Genomic DNA, 19996 nt, shown 5'->3' with positions numbered 1-19996 from the left:
TTCGACATCCCTGCCGGCCTCCGCCCCTGCAGGCGCATCGAATCAACTCGGCGCGAGGGAATCAGAGTTCGCTAATTAGGTACAGACCCTAATCTAATCTAAGTGAATCGAAAGGGATACCATAATCGGGCGGGCAGTCGCGCCAGCGTGCGCCGCACTGAAGCATGTGAATGATACCGCTGATGATCGGGGGACTTCGATGCGCAAAGGACTGTTCTGGCTCAACGACAAGCAGTGGGCTCAGATTGAGCCACATCTGCCGACGAACCAGACCGGCCCGGCGCGCGATGACGATCGACGCATCATTACTTCTCGATGCGCCACCGTCCGCGCCCGGCTTGCGAGAAGGACCCCTCTAGATCGGTTGCGCCGCCGAGACGTGGTGATCATCGTACGAAGGGCATCGGCCTGTCATCGTGCGGGCGGACCTTCTCTGCGCACAACTGTAGGTCGACGATCGCGTGATCGTTACCGATTACAAGCCGGCCTCACCCACACCGCACGCCGATCGAGAGACCGAGGCGAACTGACTCGGCCATCGCTCAATGCCGCAGTTGAATGCCAATACCGTCCAATAGTCTTTCTCAGCTCTCAACTATACTAAATCTCCTCACCAGAGTAGGTAGTGCCTCGATCACTTGCTAATGGCGTAGGATCGGCTGACGATCTGAGCGATGATGCGGCTCAGCCGGTACAATGAGCAATAACGTGGAGAAATCGTTGCACGTCTCACGATGCGGGCTTTCGTTCTTTCTTCAGGCGCGGCATGGCCCAATTCGGAGGCCAGAGGCTGGAGCATTAGCTACCGCCTGGTTGCCGGCGCCGACGGAGGGCGTTGCAGCAACAAAGTTGCAGAGCGTGCGCCGACGGCACCTCCATATCTTGTCGCATCTACAGGTCGGCGAGTTCGCCCAGAAGACAGCGTTGGAAAAGACTCTGCGTTCGGTTCTGGCGCCTCCAGCTTATGGCCGATTGCAAGCAGGCAGTGTGCCGTGCCCCGCATCGCGCAATAGACCATAATTCAGACTATCAAAATGGAGGCCTTGATGGGAGTGTTGTCGCATCTGCGGGTGGTCGAAATCGGTAGCTCGGCATCAACCAGTTATTGTGCGCGACTGTTCGCAGATTTTGGTGCCGATGTTCTGAAGATCGAGCCGCCAAAAGGGGATCCACTTAGAAGAAGCCTGCCACTCACGCCGAGCGCGCAGAGCGCCTGGTTCGCTTTTCTGAACTTCAACAAGTCAAGCATCGTAATCGATCCCATCGCACGACAGGCAAGCAGACGACTGACAGCGTTAATCGAGGACTGTGACATTCTGATCGATGGTCGCGACGTCGATCCCGCAGACTGCCCGTTCATTGATTTGGCCGCGATCCGGCAGCTCCGTCCTGGGTTGATTTGCCTTCAAGGGAGCTGGTTCGGCCCGAAGGGGCCCTATTCTGGATTTGCCGCAACGGATTCAACCGTTCGCGCGCTTGCCGGCCTTATCAGCTTGGTTGGCCCCGTCGAGGGCCCGCCGATGCACGCACCGGATTTCCAAACGGGCATCCTTGCCGGCCTGTGGGGATTCATTGCCGCGGCTTCCTCGGTGGTTGCGCAGGCGCAAGGCGGAGGGGGACGGTCGTGGTCGCTCAGTATTTTCGAATCCAGCCTTTCTCTCAGTGAGTATCTCATGTCAGAGGCGTTTGCGCACGGTGACGTGATGCGTCGGATCGGCATTAACCGTTTTTGGCCAGGCTCTCCGGTTGGCATTTACGAAACCAGAAAGGGTTGGCTCGGCGTTACGGTGGCAACACCGGCACAATGGCGGGCATTCTGTGACATGCTCGGCCTATCGGAATTGCGTGATCAGTCCGCTTTGGTCCTCGGCGAAGATCGTCTGAAAAACCTGGAACAGATTGAACAAGCGTTTACGCCGAGGTTGAAGTCGCGGACTGCCCAGGAATGGTTCGCAGATGGGCGAAAACGAAGGATACCGATCGTGCCAGTCCCGGAAATATCCGATTTGCTCCAGGACATGGAGAAGAAAGTGCGAGGGGCGATTGTGCCTGTCTGGCTTGGCGAAGAGGAGGGCTTAGCGGTCGGTTCGGCGCAACGGTTGACATTGACGCCGCCGCGTCGGGGCGGAAAGGTTCCCGCCCTCGGCGAGCGGCAGAGCGCGCAGAATATGCCAAGAGATCTGGCCGGCACTGGGTTGCCATCACCCAGCCGTATCGACACGACCCGGCCGCCATTGCAGGGAATTCGGGTCATCGACTTCTCGATGGGTTGGGCAGGTCCGTTGTGTACGCGCACGCTGGCTGATCTCGGAGCGGACGTCATCAAGGTTGAGGCTATCCAATATCCAGACTGGTGGCGCGGCGTTGATCGAGGGCGGGCCTATATCGATGCGCAGATGTACGAAAAGCTAGTGCGGTTCTGTACTATGAACCGCAACAAGCGCGGAATCACGCTCGACCTCACGCGGCAGCAGGGCCTTGCTCTCGCCAAACGGCTTGTGGCGAGAGCTGATATTGTCGTCGACAATTATTCGGTCGATGTGCTTCCGAAGTTCGGACTTGGTTATGACGTACTAAAAACGCTTAACCCGCGGCTAGTCATGATGTCAATGTCAGCGTTTGGCGCAAATAGCGTCAATCGCGATTGCCGGGCCTACGGCTCGACTCTCGAGCAGGGTTCAGGATTACCAAGCGTGATCGGAAATGCCGACGGCCCACCAGTGATGAGCCACATTGCGTTTGGGGATGCCGTCGGTGGGTTAAACGGCTGCGCTGCAGTTCTGGTCGCCCTGATCCACGCCCGCAACACAGGGCAGGGACAGTTCATCGATCTTGCCCAGATCGAATGCATGATGCCATTTGCGGCGCCGTGGATCACCGCTCATTCACTCGACAGCACGTCGCTGAGAAGGCTTGGCAATCGGCATCCGCAATTCGTGCCGCATGGCTGCTTCCGATGCGCCGGTGAAGACAATTGGATCATGGTAGCCGCGACGAACGAAAACATGTGGCACAGGCTTGCCCACGTAATTGGCCGCCCTGACTGGGCCGCGGACCCGTCGCTCAAATCCGAGGAAATTCGTCGGAGCATCGAAGATGTTCTCGAGAGAGGCATTGAAGCATGGACACTCACTCGGGACGCCGATCTGGCCATGTATGAGTTACAAGCCGCAGGCGTTGCCGCCGGCGTAGCCCGTCTGCCAATTGATCTGCTCGAGGATCGACATCTCCAGTCGCGTGCGTTTCTGCAGGAAGTCGAACGCGCTTTCATAGGCCGGCATCCGCAGCTATCATTGCCGATTCGCGAAGGTTCTGAGCCCTATCCTATCCGCGCTGCAGCGCCGACGTTGGGACAGCACAACATAGAGGTTTTATCGGGACTTCTTGGCTTGTCTGACGCAGCGATGGCGCAATTAGCGAGGGAGGGAATCATCGGTACAAATGTACTTCCCGAAGGAAGCTCGCAACAACAAAGAAGGCCTGCTTAGACTGACGAGCAAAGCTGCGCCGTAAAATATAGGGGGTTCTCTATTAAGTCCAAAAGTCAGTCTATCGAGCTGATGTTAAAACACTTAAAAGCGTCAAATCTGCCCCCTTTGTTTAGCGGCGACACCAGCAAGGCTCCGACACCTGGAGTTGACCCCGTTAGACCGGACACTCGGCTGGTTTGAGTGATGCAATGTACTCCCGCGGCGAGCGGTAGCCCAGCCGGGAATGCGGGTGTTCTGAGTTGTAATCCTCCATCCAGTGGTCGATCCGCAGCAGCGCGGTGCGCGCATCGGGGATCGGGTTGACACGAACATGGTCGCGCTTGAAGGTCTTCACGAACGCCTCGACCATGCCGTTGCTCTCGCGGCTTTCGACCGGCGTGAAGCAAGGTTCGAGGTTCAGGGCCGCGGCGATCTCAAGGGTGCGATAGGCAGCGAAGATGGAGCCATTGTCGCTCAGCCATTGCACCTTGCGTGGAGCGCGCATGTCGCCGAACCGCTGCTCGACACAGTGGACCATCATGTTCCGGATCATCTCGCCGGAGATCCCGGCCGTTGTGGCCACCCAGCTGATGACCTCGCGGTCATGGCTGTCCAGGGCAAAGGCAACCCGCACGATTTCGCCATTCCAGCAGGTGAACTCCAGCGCGTCCGAACACCAACGCTCGTTGGAATGGCTCGTCATGATCGTTCCATCATGGGCCCGCGGGATGCGGCGCCCTGAGCCAGCAACAAGCCGCCCTTCTTCATCAGCCGGTAGACGCGCTTGGCGTTGACGGGATCGTGGCCGGCGGGTCGCCGCGCGCGCTTGAGGAGCGCGGCGATCCGCCGGTATCCATAGCTCGGCCGGGCGTCCACCAGGCGCCGGATATCAGACGTGAGCTCCACATCCCCGGCGCGGATCTGGGGACCGCGCTTCGGACGCTTGCCGTCAACTCGCTCAACCAGGTTGGAGCGGGCCACCCCGAGGGTCTCTGCGATCCGCTTCACGGGGTATCCTCCGGCGCTTGCGATCGCGACAGCAAGGTCGGTTTTTTTACCCGCGCAAGGTCAAGAGCCTCCTTGAGGATCTCGACCTCCAGGGTCTTGCGGCCGAGCATGCGTTCGAGGTCCCGAACCCGTTCCTCCAGCCGCCGGACCTCCGATGCGGCGACCACATCCTCATCCGCCCGCACTGCTTCCTTGCCCCCTTCGCTCATCAGCCGCCTCCATCGGAAGACCAGGCTCGGGGAGAGCCCATGGACGGGCAACATAGCTGATCGACATGCCCGGTTGCAGCGTCTCGTTAACGACCAGGAGCTTCTGCTCCGTCGTAAACCGTCGCCGGCGGGCAACGCCGGTGATGACTTCCACCTTTGAAAACGTCTCGGACATAGGCGTATGCCTAGGACTAGGCCTAGCTCCTCCGCCTAACGCCGGTGTCCGGTCAAAACAGGGAGCAGTTCACACCTCATCAGATGGGTCGTAGAGCACCCGCTATTCGTTCAAGCGGCGCGATATGCTTTGCCTATCCTCACCGAACCGAGCTCTTGTCCTCAGCATCGATGAGAAAAGTAGGATTCAGGCGCTCGATCGCGAGCGGCCGGTCTTGCCATGACGCCCGGCGGGCCGGAGCGCCGTACGTACAGCGATGTGCGGCATGGTACGACCTCGCTCTTTGCCGCGCTCGATGTCGCCTCGGGCTCGTTATCGGCAAATGCTTCAAGCGCCCCCAAGGCAATCGAGTTCTTGAAGTGTTTAGAAGAGATTGATGCGCACGTTCAAGGGCTCGATCTCCATATCATCGTAACTACGTCATTCCCCAGATTAAACGTGGCTCGCTCGCCGGTCCATATCATGTCCACTTTACGCAGACTTCCGCGTCATGGATGGATCACGGCTCTTAGGCTAGCACTACTTTGGCAGATTATTAGATTCCGCTGATTTATTGGGATTCTCGAATCGATTTTTCAATGATTCATGGGTGGTCGGCTCTTGGAGGGCTGACCATGGCGGATTGGGAAGACGAACTCGAACGCTGGCTGAAGCCATTCTTGGATCGGTTGGGTCATAAGTCCCGGCAGCGGATGTGCCCCCTATACGTTGCGGGATTGATCGGTCCTGGCGACCGCAAAAGCGTTCAGCCGATGGCGATACGCCTGGCAACGGGCAACTATGATCAGCTGCACCATTTCATCGCCGATGGTGTCTGGGACGCGGCACCGCTGGAATCGGAATTGCTCAATCAGGCCGACCGGCTTGTCGGCGGCAAGGACGCGGTGCTGGTTATTGACGACACGGCGATGCCGAAGAAGGGTGAACGCTCGGTTGGTGTCGCGGCTCAATATGCGTCCACTCAACGGCGATGGCGACGACCATGGGCCGACGCCGTTCAAGCAGGGCTTCGATCCAACCGCTTCCAACCCGGGAGCGTGCCTTTGGGTACCGAACGACGTTGCGGGCTCCGATGACAAGCAAGTGCCTGAGATAGGAATCGCCCTGTTTGGTTATGCGGCCGAGCCGGTCCTTCCCGTCGGTGGAATTCTGCTTAGGCGTCAGGCCCAGCCCAGCGGCGAACTCTCGCCCGGAGCCGAACATGGTCGCGTCGGGCGCGGTTGCGGCGAGAGCCGCGGCGGTTATGGGACCGATGCCGGTAATCAAGGACAGCAACTTCGCCATCGGATTTACTCGCTGGATCTGAGCCAGCTCGCGCTCGATGGCCTCGACGTGCCGGTCCAATTCCTTCAGTTGGATCACAAGAACGGCTAGTGCGATGCGGGCATGGGCCGGTAGCGTCAGCCCCTCGTCATCCAACAAGTCCACCAGACCATCCACCCGTTGCCGGCCTTGTCCGACAATGATTCCGAACTCAGCAAAGCGAGCCCGAATGGCGGCCGAGCTCAGGATTGGAGACTTGAGGGCAAGATCAAACGTTCGAAGATTCATAGACAGCGGTTCCTCCATGCTCGCCGGGCTCCGGCCCCGGCGAGCAGTTTGAAGCACTCACAGACCTTGATTGGGAATTCCCAACTATTCAGTCAGATGGGCTAAGGCTCTACGCGCTCTTGCGGTGCGGCGCCTCAACTGCTTAATCCGCCTCGCGACCGCATTTTGATGAGAAGCGCGCCACTTAAAAAAGAACACAGCTTGAGCCGCTGCATCAACGCACCACCAGCCAGAATGTCATGATGCCGAGGGGCATCATCATCAAGCAGCGTTCAAGCGCGGATAGGGCGATCCGATAGCGTGCACTCCGTGTTCGGTTTACTACGGCAAGGACGGAACTCCGACAGCCCGCAGCGTCATTCCAAGAGCGGGCTGTTAGTTGCACGTCTCCTGAGGCAGCTCCGCATAGGATTCCCCGAGTGGCACGCGGATTGCTGGAATTAAGGCCTGCCTGGCCAAGGTGTTCGCCACGGGCCTTTGGTCAGGAGTTCCGATGAGACGTGGTCGACTGATCCTGGCCAATGCGCTGACGCTCCAAAATCGACATCATGACATGAACCCGTCTGGTTGGCTTCGGACAGGTCAAGCTTTCAGCGAAAGGAGAAGTGGATGATTTCCGAAGTGTTTATCACGTGTGCCCTTACGGGCGGTGGAAATAGACCGAAATATACGAATGTGCCAGTAACCCCGGAGCAGATCGCCGACTCAGCGATCGAGGCGGCGCGGGCAGGGGCGGCGGTGCTGCACATCCACGTGCGTGATCCTGAGACGGGGCGGGGTTCGCGGGATCCGGCGCTCTATCGGGAAGTGGTGCAGCGCATTCGGAAGTCGGATGTGAATCCGGTAATCAACCTGACCACGGGAATGGGCTGCGCTCTAGTACTGGGCGGGGCGGAATCTCCACTGCCGCTGGCGGCGGGGACGGACATGGCGGGCGTGCTTGAGCGGCTGCTGCATGTCGAAGAGCTGCGCCCCGAAATCTGCACGTTAGATTGCGGGACCTTGAACTATGGCAGCAGCAGCGAGTTGATCTCGGTCAACACGCCCGCGACGGTGCGCGCGATGGCAGCACGCCTGCAAGAGCTCGGTGTGCATCCCGAGCTCGAGGTGTTCGATACCGGTGATCTCGTGATGGTGCACGATTTGATCAGGGAGGGGTTGATCGAGGATCCGCCATTGATCCAGCTGTGCATGGGGATTCCCTATGGCGCGCCCGCCGATCCGACCACGCTGATGGCGCTAGTGCACCGTCTCCCGCCCTCCGCCATCTACTCGGCCTTTTCGATTGGACGAATGCAGCTCCCGTATGCGGCATTGGCACCATTGCTTGGCGCAAACGTGCGGGTGGGGTTGGAGGACAACCTGTACCTCTGCCGCGGGCGACTGGCGAGTAACTCCGAGCTCGTGCAGCGGGCAATAGAAATTCTCGACCGGATTGAGGTGCGGGTTATGAGCGCGGATGAGGTCCGCGAGAAGCTCGCTCTCAAAGTTCATTCCTAAGAGATCAAAGTTCATGCCTAAGAGTTCCTTCCTGTTGCTGCAAGGGGAAATGCAAGACCACGAGCGGCCGCTCGTTCCGCACCCGTTCAAGCCGGTGTATCTGCTGCCGCTGGTTAAACTGTGCGCCAGAGAGCGCGCCGCGCCCGAGATGCTGACCAGGGGGGATCCTCGCGCGATGCGCAAAGACGTGGAGGTGTTCATCGCAAACCGACTGCCGCAGTCGATGTTGCGCAACGCGTTGTGGTTGGCGCACGACGATCTGGACGCGGTGCAGGAGATACATGGCACGGTCCGATGTTCCTTCGGGCTGGGCCGGGCGCTCATTAGTCCCTTGCGTATCGGCAGCAACGGGACGGCCATCCACCAGTTCATCGAGAAATGGGAACCCCAGCTGAAGTGCTCATGGTCGACGCTCACCGACCGGCCCGAACTCACCGATGCCGTTCTGGACAAACTTGCCGAGCAGTCAGGCGTTCGAGCCGAGAACCTGTCTTCCCTAAGCTCGAACAGAAGCGCCACGATTGCTTGCTGGCCGTGCTGCGGGGCCTCCACTCACAGACATACGGCACGGGCCAGACGCTCGGTGCGCGGCCGCTTTCCGCAGCTCCCTAATAGCCCCGGCTCGCTGTGGATGCCAACGCGACTGATACCGTCTGACGGGATCGACTACAACGGCGGCCTGACTGAGGGCTGCTGTCTCCGGCTCTGCGGCATTGCCACCGACACTCTGCTCCTTGCATCGGCGTCGACCGCGAGTACCGCTCAAATTTCGGCACTTACCACGCGGTCGAAACGCAGCTTTTCCTTCCGCGGGAATTGTGCGCCGGCGACCGCATCCAGGTACTCACGCAGGTCCGCGAACGACAAGCGCCGTCAGCTCTTCCACCTGCTCACGCGAGCGGGTGACGAAGGGCCTGCGGCCCCCGGGCGAGGAGATGCTGGTCAACATCAACGCCGGCAGCGGACCGTGTATATGCTATGAAATGGAGATTTTGTGAGCCTGCGCGCGTTCTGCCGCGCGATATGGCGTGCCATCGATAACATGCGGCTTGAATATTCAAGAAGAGGGAATGATGTCGAAGGATGGATTGTGCGCGATCGTGACTGGTTCGGCGTCGGGGCTTGGAGCGGCAACCGCGGGCCTCTGGGCCAAAGGCGGGGCGCGCATCGTAGTAAACTATTCGAACAGCCGGAAGGCAGCGGAGGCCACAGCCGAAGCCTGCCGCAAGTCGGGCGCTCCCGAGGTCGTGGTGGTGCAGGGCGACGTCTCGAGCGATGAGGATTGTAGGAAGATCGTCGCGGCTGCCGAGCCCTGGGGGCGGCTCGATGTGCTTGTTAACAATGCTGGGATCACAAAACATGTCCCGCATCAGGATCTTGGCGGCCTCTCGGCGGAGGATTTTCAGCGCATCTATGCCGTCAATACGATCGGGCCATACCAGATGATCCGTGCGGCGCGATCGCTGCTTGAGGCCGGCGCCAGAGTGACCGGACGGCCGGCCGCGGTAGTAAACGTCTCCTCCGTGGCAGCCATCAGCGGTGGCAGCTCATCGGTCGCGTACTCGGCGAGCAAGGGCGCGCTGAATGCCATGACGCTGCCGCTGGCGCGGGCGCTGGCGCCCTCCATTCGCGTCAACACGGTTTGTCCCGACTATATCGATACCCCCTGGTTCACTAAGGGCCGTGGCGAGGCAGGTGCCCGGCAGGTCCGCGATGCAGTGCTGGCGCGTGTGCCGCTTAAGGTTGTCTCGACCGCTGAGGACATAGCACAGCTCGTCTGCTTTCTCGCCAGCCCGGCATCGAGCAACATGACCGGCGAATGCGTGCGCATTGATTGCGGCATGCATCTCATCTTGTGACCACGCGAGGCTCTCCCTTTGTCATGCAATTGGTGTCCTGACAGAAATCCGCGAGATTACGATGCCTGGCGAACTGGCCTTTCAAATCGTTGACACGCAGTCCCGATTGGGTTGGTTCCCGTACCAGACATTTGCAAAGTCTGCGTCGTGACCCATTTATGGACGCGATAGATTGCGGATGAGTAAAGAAATATTGCCATTGGTCAGCGATGACGATGAGATAGCAGATTTTGCTTGCTGCACTGGTCACTACATTTGTCGCGTGCCTTCTGCTGGATCGAGGCCGAACGCGCCGAAGGTCTGTCTCAAACATTGATCGCCAAACGCCAAATGTGGAGAGAAGATGATCGATCTGCTTAGCGATACTGTAACGGTCCCCACCCAGGAGATGCGGCACGCCATGTTCAAAGCGGAGGTGGGCGACTCCGGTTACGGGGAAGACCCGACGGTAAACCGCCTGGAATCATTGGCGGCGGACATGCTCGGTAAGGAAGATGCAGCTTTCGTGTCGAGCGGATGCCAGGGAAACCTTACCGCGTTGCTGGCGCATTGTCACCGTGGCCAAGAAGTGATCGTCGGCGATCGTTCCGATCTATACGATTTCGAAGCCGGTAGCGTTTCGGTTGTGGGCGGCCTCGTTCTGCACCCGGTTGCGACAGAATTTGACGGGCGGCTATCGTTGGATGAGCTGCGCGCGGCGATCCGCGACAATAGCGATTACCAGTGCGCGCCGCCGGGCGTCATCGTGCTGGAAAATCCCCAATGTCAACGCGGCGGGCGGATTCTGCCTGCGTCTTATATCAAGGAGGTGCGCGCGCTTGCTGACGAGCATGATTTGCCGCTCCATCTTGATGGCGCCCGCATCTTCAACGCGGCGATTGCCTCGAAGAGGATGCCAGCGGAAATGGCGGAGGACGTCGACTCCATCATGTTCAGCCTATCGAAAGGACTCGCCGCGCCATTCGGCTCCATGGTGTGCGGAACGCGACCCTTCATGGAGCGAGTGAGGCGCTATCGGAAGCTCCTGGGAGGCGGCCTTCGCCAAGCCGGCATCATGGCCAGCGCAGGTGTCGTGGCGCTTCAAACTATGGTGGACCGGCTGATCGAAGACCATCGGCGTGCGCAGCTGCTGGCAGAGAGGATTAGCGCCATTCCCGGCATCTGCCTCGACCCTCCGGTCATCGAGACGAACATGGTGTTCTTTCGGCTTGAGCGGGACGACCTATCGACCCGAGAATTCTTGTCTGCGCTGTTGCAGAGCGGCGTGCGGATGGGCTCGCTCCGCCAAGGGATCATTCGAGCTGTCCTCCACTATCTTATTAGCGATGACGACGTCGATGAGGCCGCAAACGCTATCCGATCGGTCCTGCAGGCGGCAAACCATGATGATCTGGTACAAGAACTTCATTGAAGCCTGCGAAGCGCCCAGGGGTCCAAGCAGGGTTGTCGCTGCTTTCCGAAGAGCGGCGCTCGCTAATGACTGAGCCGTACAAGACACGCTCTCTATCGGGCTTGATTCGTAAGCGGGGGGCCTTACATGCATAGCGTTGAAGCTTTCCAAGATCTGCGACGCGAGGCAGTGGCGTGCGTCGCTATGTCCACGAAAATCGCGAGCACGACTATTGCGGTCACGCGTGTTGGGGCTTCGAGGCACGACTTTGGCGTGACACAGGGGAGCCTCGCCGGATTTGCCGTACTGATGCGGCGTAATGCGCTGTGTGCGCTCTACGAGAGCACGGGCAATCTCGGATGTGTGCAGCGCCGCATTCTACGATAGGAACAGAAACTAACAGGCTTCACAAAGTAAATCGTCAAGGACATTTCGCTCGCCGAGGCCGAAATGCTCGGCCTGGTGGCAATCCGAGAGTTTGGTCCGAAGCAGCCGCTCAAGGGCGCGCATATCGCCGCTCTGCACATGCCAATTCAGATCGCGGTTCGATACCCTGGTTGAGCTCGGCGCAGACATCGGCTGGATCTCCTGTAAGTCTATTCGACGGAGGACCGTGCCGCTGCCGCGATCGCCGTGCGCGCATTCCGGTGGTCGCCGCGAAGGGCGAGGCGCTCACCGAGAACTACCCAGGACTACTCCGATAAGCTGTTCGACTGGAATAACGGCGGCGGCCCGAACATGATATTCGACGACGGCGGCGACCCCGAGGAATGCCGGCGTGCGCGCCGAAAACAGCGATATCGCGTTCCTCCAACCCGGCAGAAGAGGAGATTTTCTACGCGCCGATCAAGCGCCTCTTGAAGCAGAAGCTGAAGGGCTGGTTCGCCGAGTTCTTTCCCGATCCGACGGATCATCCCCCTTGGTGCCCAGCCGTCCGCGCTCAGCACGAAACCATTCCGAAACGTCCTGGCTACACTCCATCTACATTCCTTGAAGCATTGCGGAACTAGCTGGACAACGGCTTTCCTAAATTCAAAGTTTCGTGCGCTTATGGGTGAGATGAGTACACGCGTGAAGAGTTGCACATTTGCGTCCCATGTAGAGTCGGCAGATTGTAACACGGTTTCTTTGCAATTTGGGGCGCATGTGGGGAACGCGTTTGACGCGATCGAGATGACGAGCGGCGCTCTGTGCACTTGTCGTGTACGATGAGCGCGACCCAATAGGCGGCGGTGTGGGGGACCAGACGGGCCAAGCTGGCAAATGTCCAGCGGCAGCTGGAGTCGATTTGGCACTTGTACAGGTTGATCAAGTTTTCGGCCTGACCGCCTGCGCAATAGATCCGTTGAGCCAGGCCAGCGCAGGCCCCCGCCGCGGTGCGCGGCGCTATTGTAATCATCACAATCCCGTCATTTGCGGTGATCGCCTCTCTTGACATCGCCGAGGTGTTTCTGAGAATCGATCCGCGATGCCGACGCGAGGGGCGGACTCGCTGCAAAGCCTTTTGATTAGAGCGAGCGTCTCTGTCACTGATGCCGTGCGGAGCATTACGCCGCCTGCGCGGACCGAAAGACAGGCTGGTGCCGCTTCCTTTGATGTCTCGGTTGGCCTGACAATTGCGGCGGCTGTCTACGCAGCCCTGATCGTCGTGCGTCTTCAGCTACTGTGAGCAGGCTAGGCTCGTCAGAGCTGATATTTGAGCAGGTATACGTACAATGTTGTACAAAAGTCTCGGTTCGAGCCCTTGAGACGCTGCGTGCCGCCAATTCGCGTTCTCAGCGGGGCGATGCTCCGAGATGGTTGCATGATATAGATAACTTCAGCTGTCGCGGGCTTCGCGGCAGAGCTTCGGTATTGATCTCCGCTCGCTCACAGCGCGTGGTACACCCCGCAGAATCGCGCATGCATGATGGCGCACATCGACGCCACATGTTCGCGTCGAAGAGCATTTGATCTTTATCGTCTCGAGCGAAATCATGGGCGACAGCGTGTGGTGAACTCGTCGAACTGGACCGACGACATCATCTGGCCCAAGCTGCGCCGACCGGCTCCACTACCGCCCGGGAGCGCTCTGCCGCCCTATTGTATTTGCTACGCGCCAATATTCCTGGAATACCGGGGGCCAATATTCCTCGCCAGAGTAGGTAGGTTTCCATCCATTGTTGATGCTGTAACATCAGTGAGTAAATCGCCGTACCAATGCAGCTCGTCCGCTATAACAAGGAGCAGCAATGACAAGCACAGTTAATCCGCTGCATTCTACAGAACAATTCATGAAGTTCATCGAAGGGACGTTCGTGGTTACCAATGATGAACTGAAAGTCAACAACATCACGCGGCATCATGTCACAAGAGCTTACCACGAACAGATTACCACCGGCAGTTACTACGACCAGCTTAAACGCATTGTGGAGCCATCAGTCGAGGAGTTTGAGAGTCCCGGCAGTCTGGATACGAGCGGCGAGTACGACAACACGGTCATGCCCGGACTCCAGCACAAATACGCTCAGACCGCGTTGTTGCTGGTGACGGATCGTTGCGCTTCATATTGCCGTTATTGCTTTCGCAAACGTATCGTAGGCAAGGACTCCGATGAAGCTGCACCCGATTTTGCTCAGGTTGCGCGATATATCGGCGGCCATATCGAGATTACGAACGTGCTGCTATCAGGAGGTGACCCTTTCGTGCTCAGCACCATTAAGCTCAATAGAATTCTTGATTATCTGCTGCCGATCCGACATTTAGAATCAATTCGATTCGGCACAAAAATGATCGCCTTTGCCCCAAACCGGTTTGAGGATTCCGCTCTACCGGCTTTGTTCCAACGAATCCATGAGGCAGGTAAGACTGCAGTAATCGTCACACATTTCGATCACGTTGGTGAGATTTCGATCGATGCCGAGCGCAAAGTGCGCTCTTTACGTGCACAGGGCGTCCAATTCCTCAACCAGTCCGTGCTTCTCGCGAAAGTCAACGATGATCCCGAGATCCTGGCGGCGACCTTTGCCAAATGTCACCAAATTGGAGTGCGCCCTTACTATCTTTTTCAGGCGAGGCCGGTGAAGGGCGCATCGCACTTTCAGGTTTCACTCCGCCGCGGACTGGAGATTACCCGCGGAATCAATCAACGTCTCAGTGGAATCCAAAAAACATTCAAATACATTATGTCTCATTACACAGGGAAGATCGAGATCCTCGATCTTGGGGACGATGACCGCGTGTATATGCGATATCACCAAAACAAAGCTCTCGGAAAGGTCGGAAAGATCTTCTCCCGCCCGCACGTGGAGGCTGCCTGCTGGTTGGACGATTTGCCCGAAGGATGAGATCTAAGGGCACGCAATGCTGATTACCGACTCAGAGCGCGTGAACTACGAAAGCCCCGCCGCCTCATTGGCACCACCAAGGGGGCGGTGGCGGCCATTCCGGCTCGACACCGCAGTCCTCGGTGGATGGCGCCGCCGTTCCTCCGGGTGTGGGAGCCTGCCGAACTAAGATTGTCGCGGCACACTCCGCACTCGAGACCGATCTGTTGCTCGACCGCGGTGATCTTTGCCCGCCGCGCGCAGGCCGCGCCGGGCAAGCTTCCGAAAGAATCCGGACCAGAACGTCTCGGACTCGGACGTGGCAGTGTCCATGCCGAGAATCGACAGCGATGACCGTTAACTCCCACCGCGATCGAGACAACGCGGCTGACCTTGCCGCAGGGGCATAACCCAGTTTGAAGTTCGTTCTGGCCCACAAGGACCAGAGGATGGAGCGCAGCCGCTTTTCGGATGAGGAGATCATCGGGATTTTGAAGGAGCATGAGGCCGGCGTGTCGGTCGCCGATCTGTGCCGCAAGCAGGGCGTCAGCGACGCCCAGCATTTACAAGTGGAAGGCGAAGTTCGGTGGGATCGAGGTGTCGGAGGCGAAGCGGCTGAAGACGCTGGAGGACGAGAACACGCGGCTGAAACGGCTGCTGGCCGACGCCATGCTGGACAACGCCGCCTTGAAGGACCTTTTGGGAAAGAAATGGTGACGCCCGCAGCCAAGCGGAAAGCTGTCGCGCATCTCCGAGGCGCCTTCAGGATGAGCGAACGGCGGGCGTGTAAAGCCATCGGCTGCTGCTGCATGTCCATGAGGTGCCAGACAACCCCAGGCGGACGAACCCGGCCTTCGCCAGCGCATGAGGGCGATCGCCCAGGAGCGCCGTCGCTTCGGCTATCGGCCCTCCACGTTCTGCTCAAGCGGGAAGGCTATCTGATCAACCACAAGAAGCTGTTCCGGCTCTAGCGGGAAGAGAGGCTTGCGGTGCGCCGCCGCGGCGGCCGCAAGCGGGCGATCGGGACCCGGGCGCCAATGACGGTGGCGATGGCGCCGAACGACCGCTGATCGCTTGACTTCGTATCGGATCAGCTCACCGATGGCCGCCGCTTCCGTATCGTCACCGTGGTCGATAATTGCACCCGCGAGTGCCTGGCGCTGGTAGCCGACACCTCGCTCTCCGGCACCCGCGTGGCGCGGGAGCTGGACCGGCTGGTGATGGAACACGGCAGGCCGAAGATGGTAGTCAGCGACAACGGCAGCGAGTTCACCAGCAACGCCATCCTGACACGGGCCGGTCAGAGCCGTGTCGCATGGCGTTACATCGTGCCGGGCAAGCCCATCCAGAATGCCTTCATCGAGGGGTGCAAGAGGTTTTTACAGCATTCTGGATATCGGTCGGGTGCGTTCATGTATACGGCCTGTCATTGCGACCGATAGCATGGCCGCTGGCCCTGATGGAGATCGCGGATCGAGGCCTCATCAACGGGTCGCGCTTGTTGCGCTTAAAGCTCTTCGGGCTTTCTCGATCCCCAGCTCCGCCGGTTTCCATCACGCTGTCATCTGCCCTCACACCTTAAGGTGGCCAGAATTCGCGGCAGCTCAGGCCGCGAGCTTAGGCCGATAGAATTCACCGGTCGTCATCATTGCCCAGATGATCCGAGCCAATTTGTTGGCGACAGCGATAGCAACGATCATGGGCCGACGCCGTTCAAGCAGAGCTTCGATTGAGCCACCTCCAACCCGGGACCGGGCCTTTGGATACCGAACGACGTTGCGTGCTCCGATGACAAGCAAGTGCCTGAGATAGGAATCGCCCTGTTTCGTTATCCGGCCGAGCCGGTCCTTCCCGCCGGTGGAATTCTGTTTGGGCTTCAGGCCAAGCCAGGCCGCGAACTCTCGCCCGGAGCGGAATATGGTCGGGTTCGGCACGGTCGCGGCGAGAGCCGTGGCCGTTATGGGGCCGATGCCGGGAATAGAGGAAAGTAACTTCGCCATCGGATTTGCACTATGGATCTGAGCCAGCTCTCGCTCGATGGCTTCGACCTGCCGGTCCAACTCTTTCAGTTGGTTCACAAGAGCAGCCAGTGCCATACGGGCAGTGGTAGGTAGCGCCAGCTTCTCGTCATCCAACAAGTCCACTAGACCATCCACCCTTTGACGGCCCTGTCCTACAGTGATTCCGAACTCAGCAAAGTGAGCTCGAATAGCGCAAGCCGTCATGGTTCTTTGGCGGACCAGCAGGCCTCTCGCACGATGAAGCATCAAGAAACCCTGGTTCTCGACGCTCTCGATGGGAACAAACCTCATGTTGGGGCGGGTAACTGCTTCGCAGATTGCGGCCGCATCAGCGGCGTCGTTCTTTGCTCCTCGCCGCACATAGGGCTTCACATATGCTGGCGGTATCAATCTCACGTCATGCCCAAACCGCTGAATCTCGCGTGCCCAATAATGGGCGGTGGCGCAAGCCTCTATCCCAACCAGGCAGGGCGACAGCGAGGAGAAGAAGCAGACTATCTCGCCGCGCCGGAGGCGTTGGCGATCGGTCACCTGCCCTTGGGCATCAACTGCATGAACGTGAAATACGTGCTTCGAAATATCCAACCCAATTGCCGCGATTTCCATGATGATTTGCTCCTGTTAGCGCTACGGATATCGCCAGCATAGCGCCGGCGCCGAGGGAGCGGGGCCGTCTTCCCCATCAACGGCCGGCTGCGGGATGAATTGTTGAACGAGACGCTGTTCAGGTCGCTGGCCCAGGCCCGCGTCACGCTCGGATGCTGGCGGGCCGATTACAACGATGCACGACCACTCGCGGCTCGGATGGAAAACGCCGTTGAGTTCGCCTTCACATGCCATCCGCGCCGGGATCTGGCGCTGCGCTATGCCGAGGGCTCCGCGCCAGCTCCCGTCGCTACTACCGCCGAATCGGGCAAATCCAACAGCCGGGGGCGAACCCAGGACTGGATAAAACTTGGGGGCAAGGTCACGGCCATTCTGCGTCTGCGCACCTTCACTTAGCGAACCACAAAATGCGGGCCGTTTGCACGAGACGAAATTGTGGACCATTCGGAACTAGAGTGTTTCGCCTCTGATCACGTTGGCGGCCTCGTTGCGCCAAACGTGAATTTGCAGCAAACCCGGCGGGCGATTGCCAATCGCCCCCTCTGGCCGTTCGTCGTTGTGGTATTTGCGCCAAGTCTCCGCTTTTTCTGGACGTCAGCAAGGACACAGGAACTAATGAGTGTGGAGGCATTCGCCCGAAAGCGTCCGTAAGGCTTCAATGAACGCGTTGCCGGGCCGAGAGAAGTCCGGCGCGGCGCCGCGTTGATACGTCAAGATCGCGCGGCAGGAACTCGCTGCTCGGATCGAGCTTGTGACCGGTCGCCCCGGTCGTCGTTCCCTGATCGTGGACGAAGTCCATTGCCCACGTCTCGTTCTATCGCGCGCCAGGTTGTGGTCGTCATACAGCTTCGCCTTGACCCGGCGCGCCGGCGATTTGTTGCGCAATGCAGACCGAATTCGCGATAGTCCTGACGTGGTGTCTTGTTCTGGCCGTGCCGGCATTCCCTCGCGCGCAGAAGAACGTGCCCGAGGGTGAGAGAGGTGCCCCGTCCGGTAGTCCATTGAACCCAAACAGTCGCCTGGGCCGCAAAGTGCGAGGCTCGATTAGGCAAAGAAGGCTTGCCATGGATATCATCGAAATTGGTATCAATCTGGAGGTTGCGGTTCATGGTTCATCCCAGCGGACGAGGCGTTTGTGGTGGATTACGCACCGGTGCGGTGGGGCGAGAATTGCGCAGTTCCACCGCGCCGCGAGTCTGCCAATCGGGTCACGGGAGCCAATGAGCCGTGGGCGCTCTTCTCGCCGTAGGTCGCACAGGTCAGTCCAGCGAGTTCCAGCCCACCGGCGACGTGCTGCAAAGCTAATCATCTTGCGCAGCACGTCGGCGTCTGGTGGCGTTCTCCACGAGAGCACGGAGGTTCACCGTCTCGTGCTACGTGGCGTCTCGAACCAGTTTGGTGACAGCCAGTCATCCGACCCTACTAGCGAGTTGCCGGTCACCATCGCAAAGACCGCCCGCCACGGCGCGAGGACGCGAACAGCCAAGCCTTGAGATGTGCCATCCTCGCAGCAAAATGAGAGCCAGCGGCTCCGTCCCTGTCGATCACAGCTCGCGCCTGTGCGACTTCTGCAGGACATGATTATCGAATGCTACGAGATGTGCTTCGTTGGCAGCCAACGCTTCAAGCGCGCGACTCCCGCGCTTGGCCGCGATGAGTTCCACGAGACACTCGGCCGCAGCGAACGAGGGGGTCATGGTATCGAAAAATGAAGGCGTTTCGGTCCGAACGCGAATCAGGACTGCAGCAAGCTGGCAGATCGGAGAAAGTTCACTATCCGTCAACGCGACCAGTTTTGCACCGCGTGAAACCGCGAACTCGGCAGCACGAACTGTATAGCGCGTGTACGGGCTAACTGTAACCGCCAGTAAAACCTCTCTTGGACCGACAGACCGGAGCGCATCATTGGGCGTTCCGCCCACTCCCTCGATCAGTACCGTGGGCAAGCCGAGCATTGAGCCGACATAATGTACCAGATAAGCTGCGGGAAAGCTTGAGCGGAGGCCGAGACAAAAAATGTTTCGCGCCTCTACCATAACATCGGCGGCTGCTGCCAGCGCCGCAATCGTGGATGGATTGGCGAGGTCGCTCAAATGGCCATTCAAGGCATCGATCGTATCACCAATGAGGGCGGCATCGCCCTCGGCCTCGCATCGTGCCAGCAGCTCCTCTACACGCCCAGCGAAGCTTTCTGGCCGTTCTCTAATGGTGTCTGCGAATTTCTCCTTCAACCTATCAAAACCATCGAAGCCGAGTCGCTGTGCAAGACGTGTGAACGTCGCGGGAGATACGCCGGCTCGGCGCGCCTGCTCCCTCATGGACAGCAACGCGACCTCCGTCGGATGATCGAGCAGCCAACGTGCGACGACCTTCATCTGCCCTGGCATCAGCTGATAGTTGTCCTTAATGACGCCTGTGACGGGCGATTTCATTGCGATACACCTTGCGCGATGGAGCCGAGAAGCGCCCAAAATGCGCATCTTCGCTTGAACTCACAATGAAGATAGGATCGATGATATATTTTGCCGCTTCTCGAAGTTGCGTGCTCTCGAATGGTCTTCTCACCGAAATTCGCTTGGAAATCTTGAAGATTCTCGGCATCTCTCGACGGAAGCTCAATTGAAGAGCCAAGTTGTGCCACGTGTCCTTGCCGACGACATCCCCGCGCTGCGACGGACCACGATGCCGGTCGCTTCGTTCATCTTGAGAGGGATTTTGAGCGAGATCACGGATGCGGATAGGCGCGCTCGGGGTGACACGATCAAGCAAATGTGTGATGCCGTTGGAGGTGACGACCACCTGCGCCGAGAATAGCTCCGCAGTGGACCTCAATTCCGGCCTCGCTGGGGCGCGCGATGTGAGTGGCTGCAAGAATTTAGACAACTAGGAATCCAAGAATTTA

General features: G+C 59.0%; 10 protein-coding genes and 9 pseudogenes. 12 read left to right on the top strand and 7 right to left on the bottom strand.

The annotated features are described in order from the left end of the window. Positions 1-199: 199 nt before the first annotated feature. Both QA640_RS37550 and QA640_RS37545 read left to right on the top strand, forming a co-directional pair. Positions 200-310, top strand: a pseudogene (locus QA640_RS37550) (IS5/IS1182 family transposase); the annotation flags it as partial. Between the two features lie 736 nt (positions 311-1046). After that, positions 1047-3488 carry a CoA transferase gene (locus QA640_RS37545; protein ID WP_283037755.1) on the top strand — a complete coding sequence of 814 codons (2442 nt, stop codon included), beginning with the start codon at positions 1047-1049 and terminating at the stop codon, positions 3486-3488. A gap of 157 nt (positions 3489-3645) precedes the next feature. Here the strand turns inward: QA640_RS37545 and QA640_RS37540 are convergent. Continuing rightward, positions 3646-4862, bottom strand: a pseudogene (locus QA640_RS37540) (IS3 family transposase). 112 nt (positions 4863-4974) lie between these two features. Here QA640_RS37540 and QA640_RS37535 point away from each other — a divergent pair. Together QA640_RS37535 and QA640_RS37530 are read left to right on the top strand one after the other, a co-directional pair. Then, positions 4975-5362: pseudogene (locus QA640_RS37535) on the top strand (IS630 family transposase); the annotation flags it as partial. A 78-nt stretch (positions 5363-5440) separates the two neighbouring features. Continuing rightward, positions 5441-5824 (top strand): annotated as a pseudogene (locus QA640_RS37530) (transposase); the annotation flags it as partial. Here QA640_RS37530 and QA640_RS37525 read toward each other — a convergent pair. Further along, the gene (locus QA640_RS37525; protein ID WP_283043008.1) at positions 5754-6146 is read right to left on the bottom strand and encodes a transposase; all 393 of its coding nucleotides are present in this window, start codon (positions 6144-6146) and stop codon (positions 5754-5756) included. The pseudogene QA640_RS37530 and the gene QA640_RS37525 sit on opposite strands and share 71 nt — an antisense overlap. Positions 6147-7022: 876 nt before the next feature. Here QA640_RS37525 and QA640_RS37520 point away from each other — a divergent pair. The 5 genes and pseudogenes from QA640_RS37520 to QA640_RS37500 form a co-directional block, all read left to right on the top strand. After that, on the top strand, positions 7023-7913 hold the full coding sequence (locus QA640_RS37520; protein ID WP_283037754.1) for a 3-keto-5-aminohexanoate cleavage protein: 891 nt from the start codon (positions 7023-7025) through the stop codon (positions 7911-7913). A 13-nt stretch (positions 7914-7926) separates the two neighbouring features. Continuing rightward, positions 7927-8895, top strand: coding sequence for a hypothetical protein (locus QA640_RS37515; protein WP_283037753.1), 969 nt, complete (start codon positions 7927-7929; stop codon positions 8893-8895). Positions 8896-8986: 91 nt separating this feature from the next. After that, the gene (locus tag QA640_RS37510; RefSeq protein WP_283043007.1) at positions 8987-9772 is read left to right on the top strand and encodes an SDR family oxidoreductase; all 786 of its coding nucleotides are present in this window, start codon (positions 8987-8989) and stop codon (positions 9770-9772) included. 343 nt (positions 9773-10115) lie between these two features. Beyond that, positions 10116-11183, top strand: a complete 1068-nt coding sequence (locus tag QA640_RS37505) for a GntG family PLP-dependent aldolase (protein WP_283037752.1) — start codon at positions 10116-10118, stop codon at positions 11181-11183. Between the two features lie 396 nt (positions 11184-11579). After that, positions 11580-12049, top strand: a pseudogene (locus tag QA640_RS37500) (adenosylhomocysteinase); the annotation flags it as partial. A 311-nt stretch (positions 12050-12360) separates the two neighbouring features. Here the strand turns inward: QA640_RS37500 and QA640_RS37495 are convergent. Beyond that, positions 12361-12504: pseudogene (locus QA640_RS37495) on the bottom strand (IS1380 family transposase); the annotation flags it as partial. 889 nt (positions 12505-13393) lie between these two features. Between QA640_RS37495 and QA640_RS37490 the strand changes: the two are divergent. Then, complete coding sequence (locus tag QA640_RS37490) at positions 13394-14488, top strand: lysine 2,3-aminomutase (RefSeq protein ID WP_283037751.1); 1095 nt, start codon at positions 13394-13396, stop codon at positions 14486-14488. A gap of 237 nt (positions 14489-14725) precedes the next feature. On the opposite strand, the pseudogene QA640_RS37485 reads toward QA640_RS37490, so the two are convergent. Next, positions 14726-14865: pseudogene (locus tag QA640_RS37485) on the bottom strand (transposase); the annotation flags it as partial. Between the two features lie 51 nt (positions 14866-14916). Here QA640_RS37485 and QA640_RS37480 point away from each other — a divergent pair. Continuing rightward, positions 14917-15831 (top strand): annotated as a pseudogene (locus QA640_RS37480) (IS3 family transposase); the annotation flags it as partial. A 240-nt stretch (positions 15832-16071) separates the two neighbouring features. On the opposite strand, the gene QA640_RS37475 reads toward QA640_RS37480, so the two are convergent. After that, entirely contained in the window at positions 16072-17094 is a 1023-nt protein-coding gene (locus QA640_RS37475) for an IS110 family transposase (protein WP_283037750.1), read from the bottom strand. Between the two features lie 78 nt (positions 17095-17172). On the opposite strand from QA640_RS37475, the pseudogene QA640_RS37470 reads away from it, so the two are divergent. Continuing rightward, positions 17173-17490 (top strand): annotated as a pseudogene (locus QA640_RS37470) (integrase core domain-containing protein); the annotation flags it as partial. 1148 nt (positions 17491-18638) lie between these two features. Here the strand turns inward: QA640_RS37470 and QA640_RS37465 are convergent. Together QA640_RS37465 and QA640_RS37460 are read right to left on the bottom strand one after the other, a co-directional pair. Next, a complete protein-coding gene (locus QA640_RS37465) occupies positions 18639-19526 on the bottom strand; it encodes a MurR/RpiR family transcriptional regulator (RefSeq protein ID WP_283037749.1) in 888 nt (295 codons plus the stop codon). Next, positions 19498-19893, bottom strand: coding sequence for a hypothetical protein (locus QA640_RS37460; RefSeq protein WP_283037748.1), 396 nt, complete (start codon positions 19891-19893; stop codon positions 19498-19500). The genes QA640_RS37465 and QA640_RS37460 overlap by 29 nt, the downstream gene beginning before the upstream one ends. Positions 19894-19996: the final 103 nt, after the last annotated feature.

This window comes from Bradyrhizobium sp. CB82 (genome assembly GCF_029714405.1).
Classification (GTDB): Bacteria; Pseudomonadota; Alphaproteobacteria; order Rhizobiales; family Xanthobacteraceae; genus Bradyrhizobium.
The sequence above is the reverse complement of the archived record's forward strand: the minus strand, read 5'-3'. Positions and strand labels throughout refer to the sequence as shown.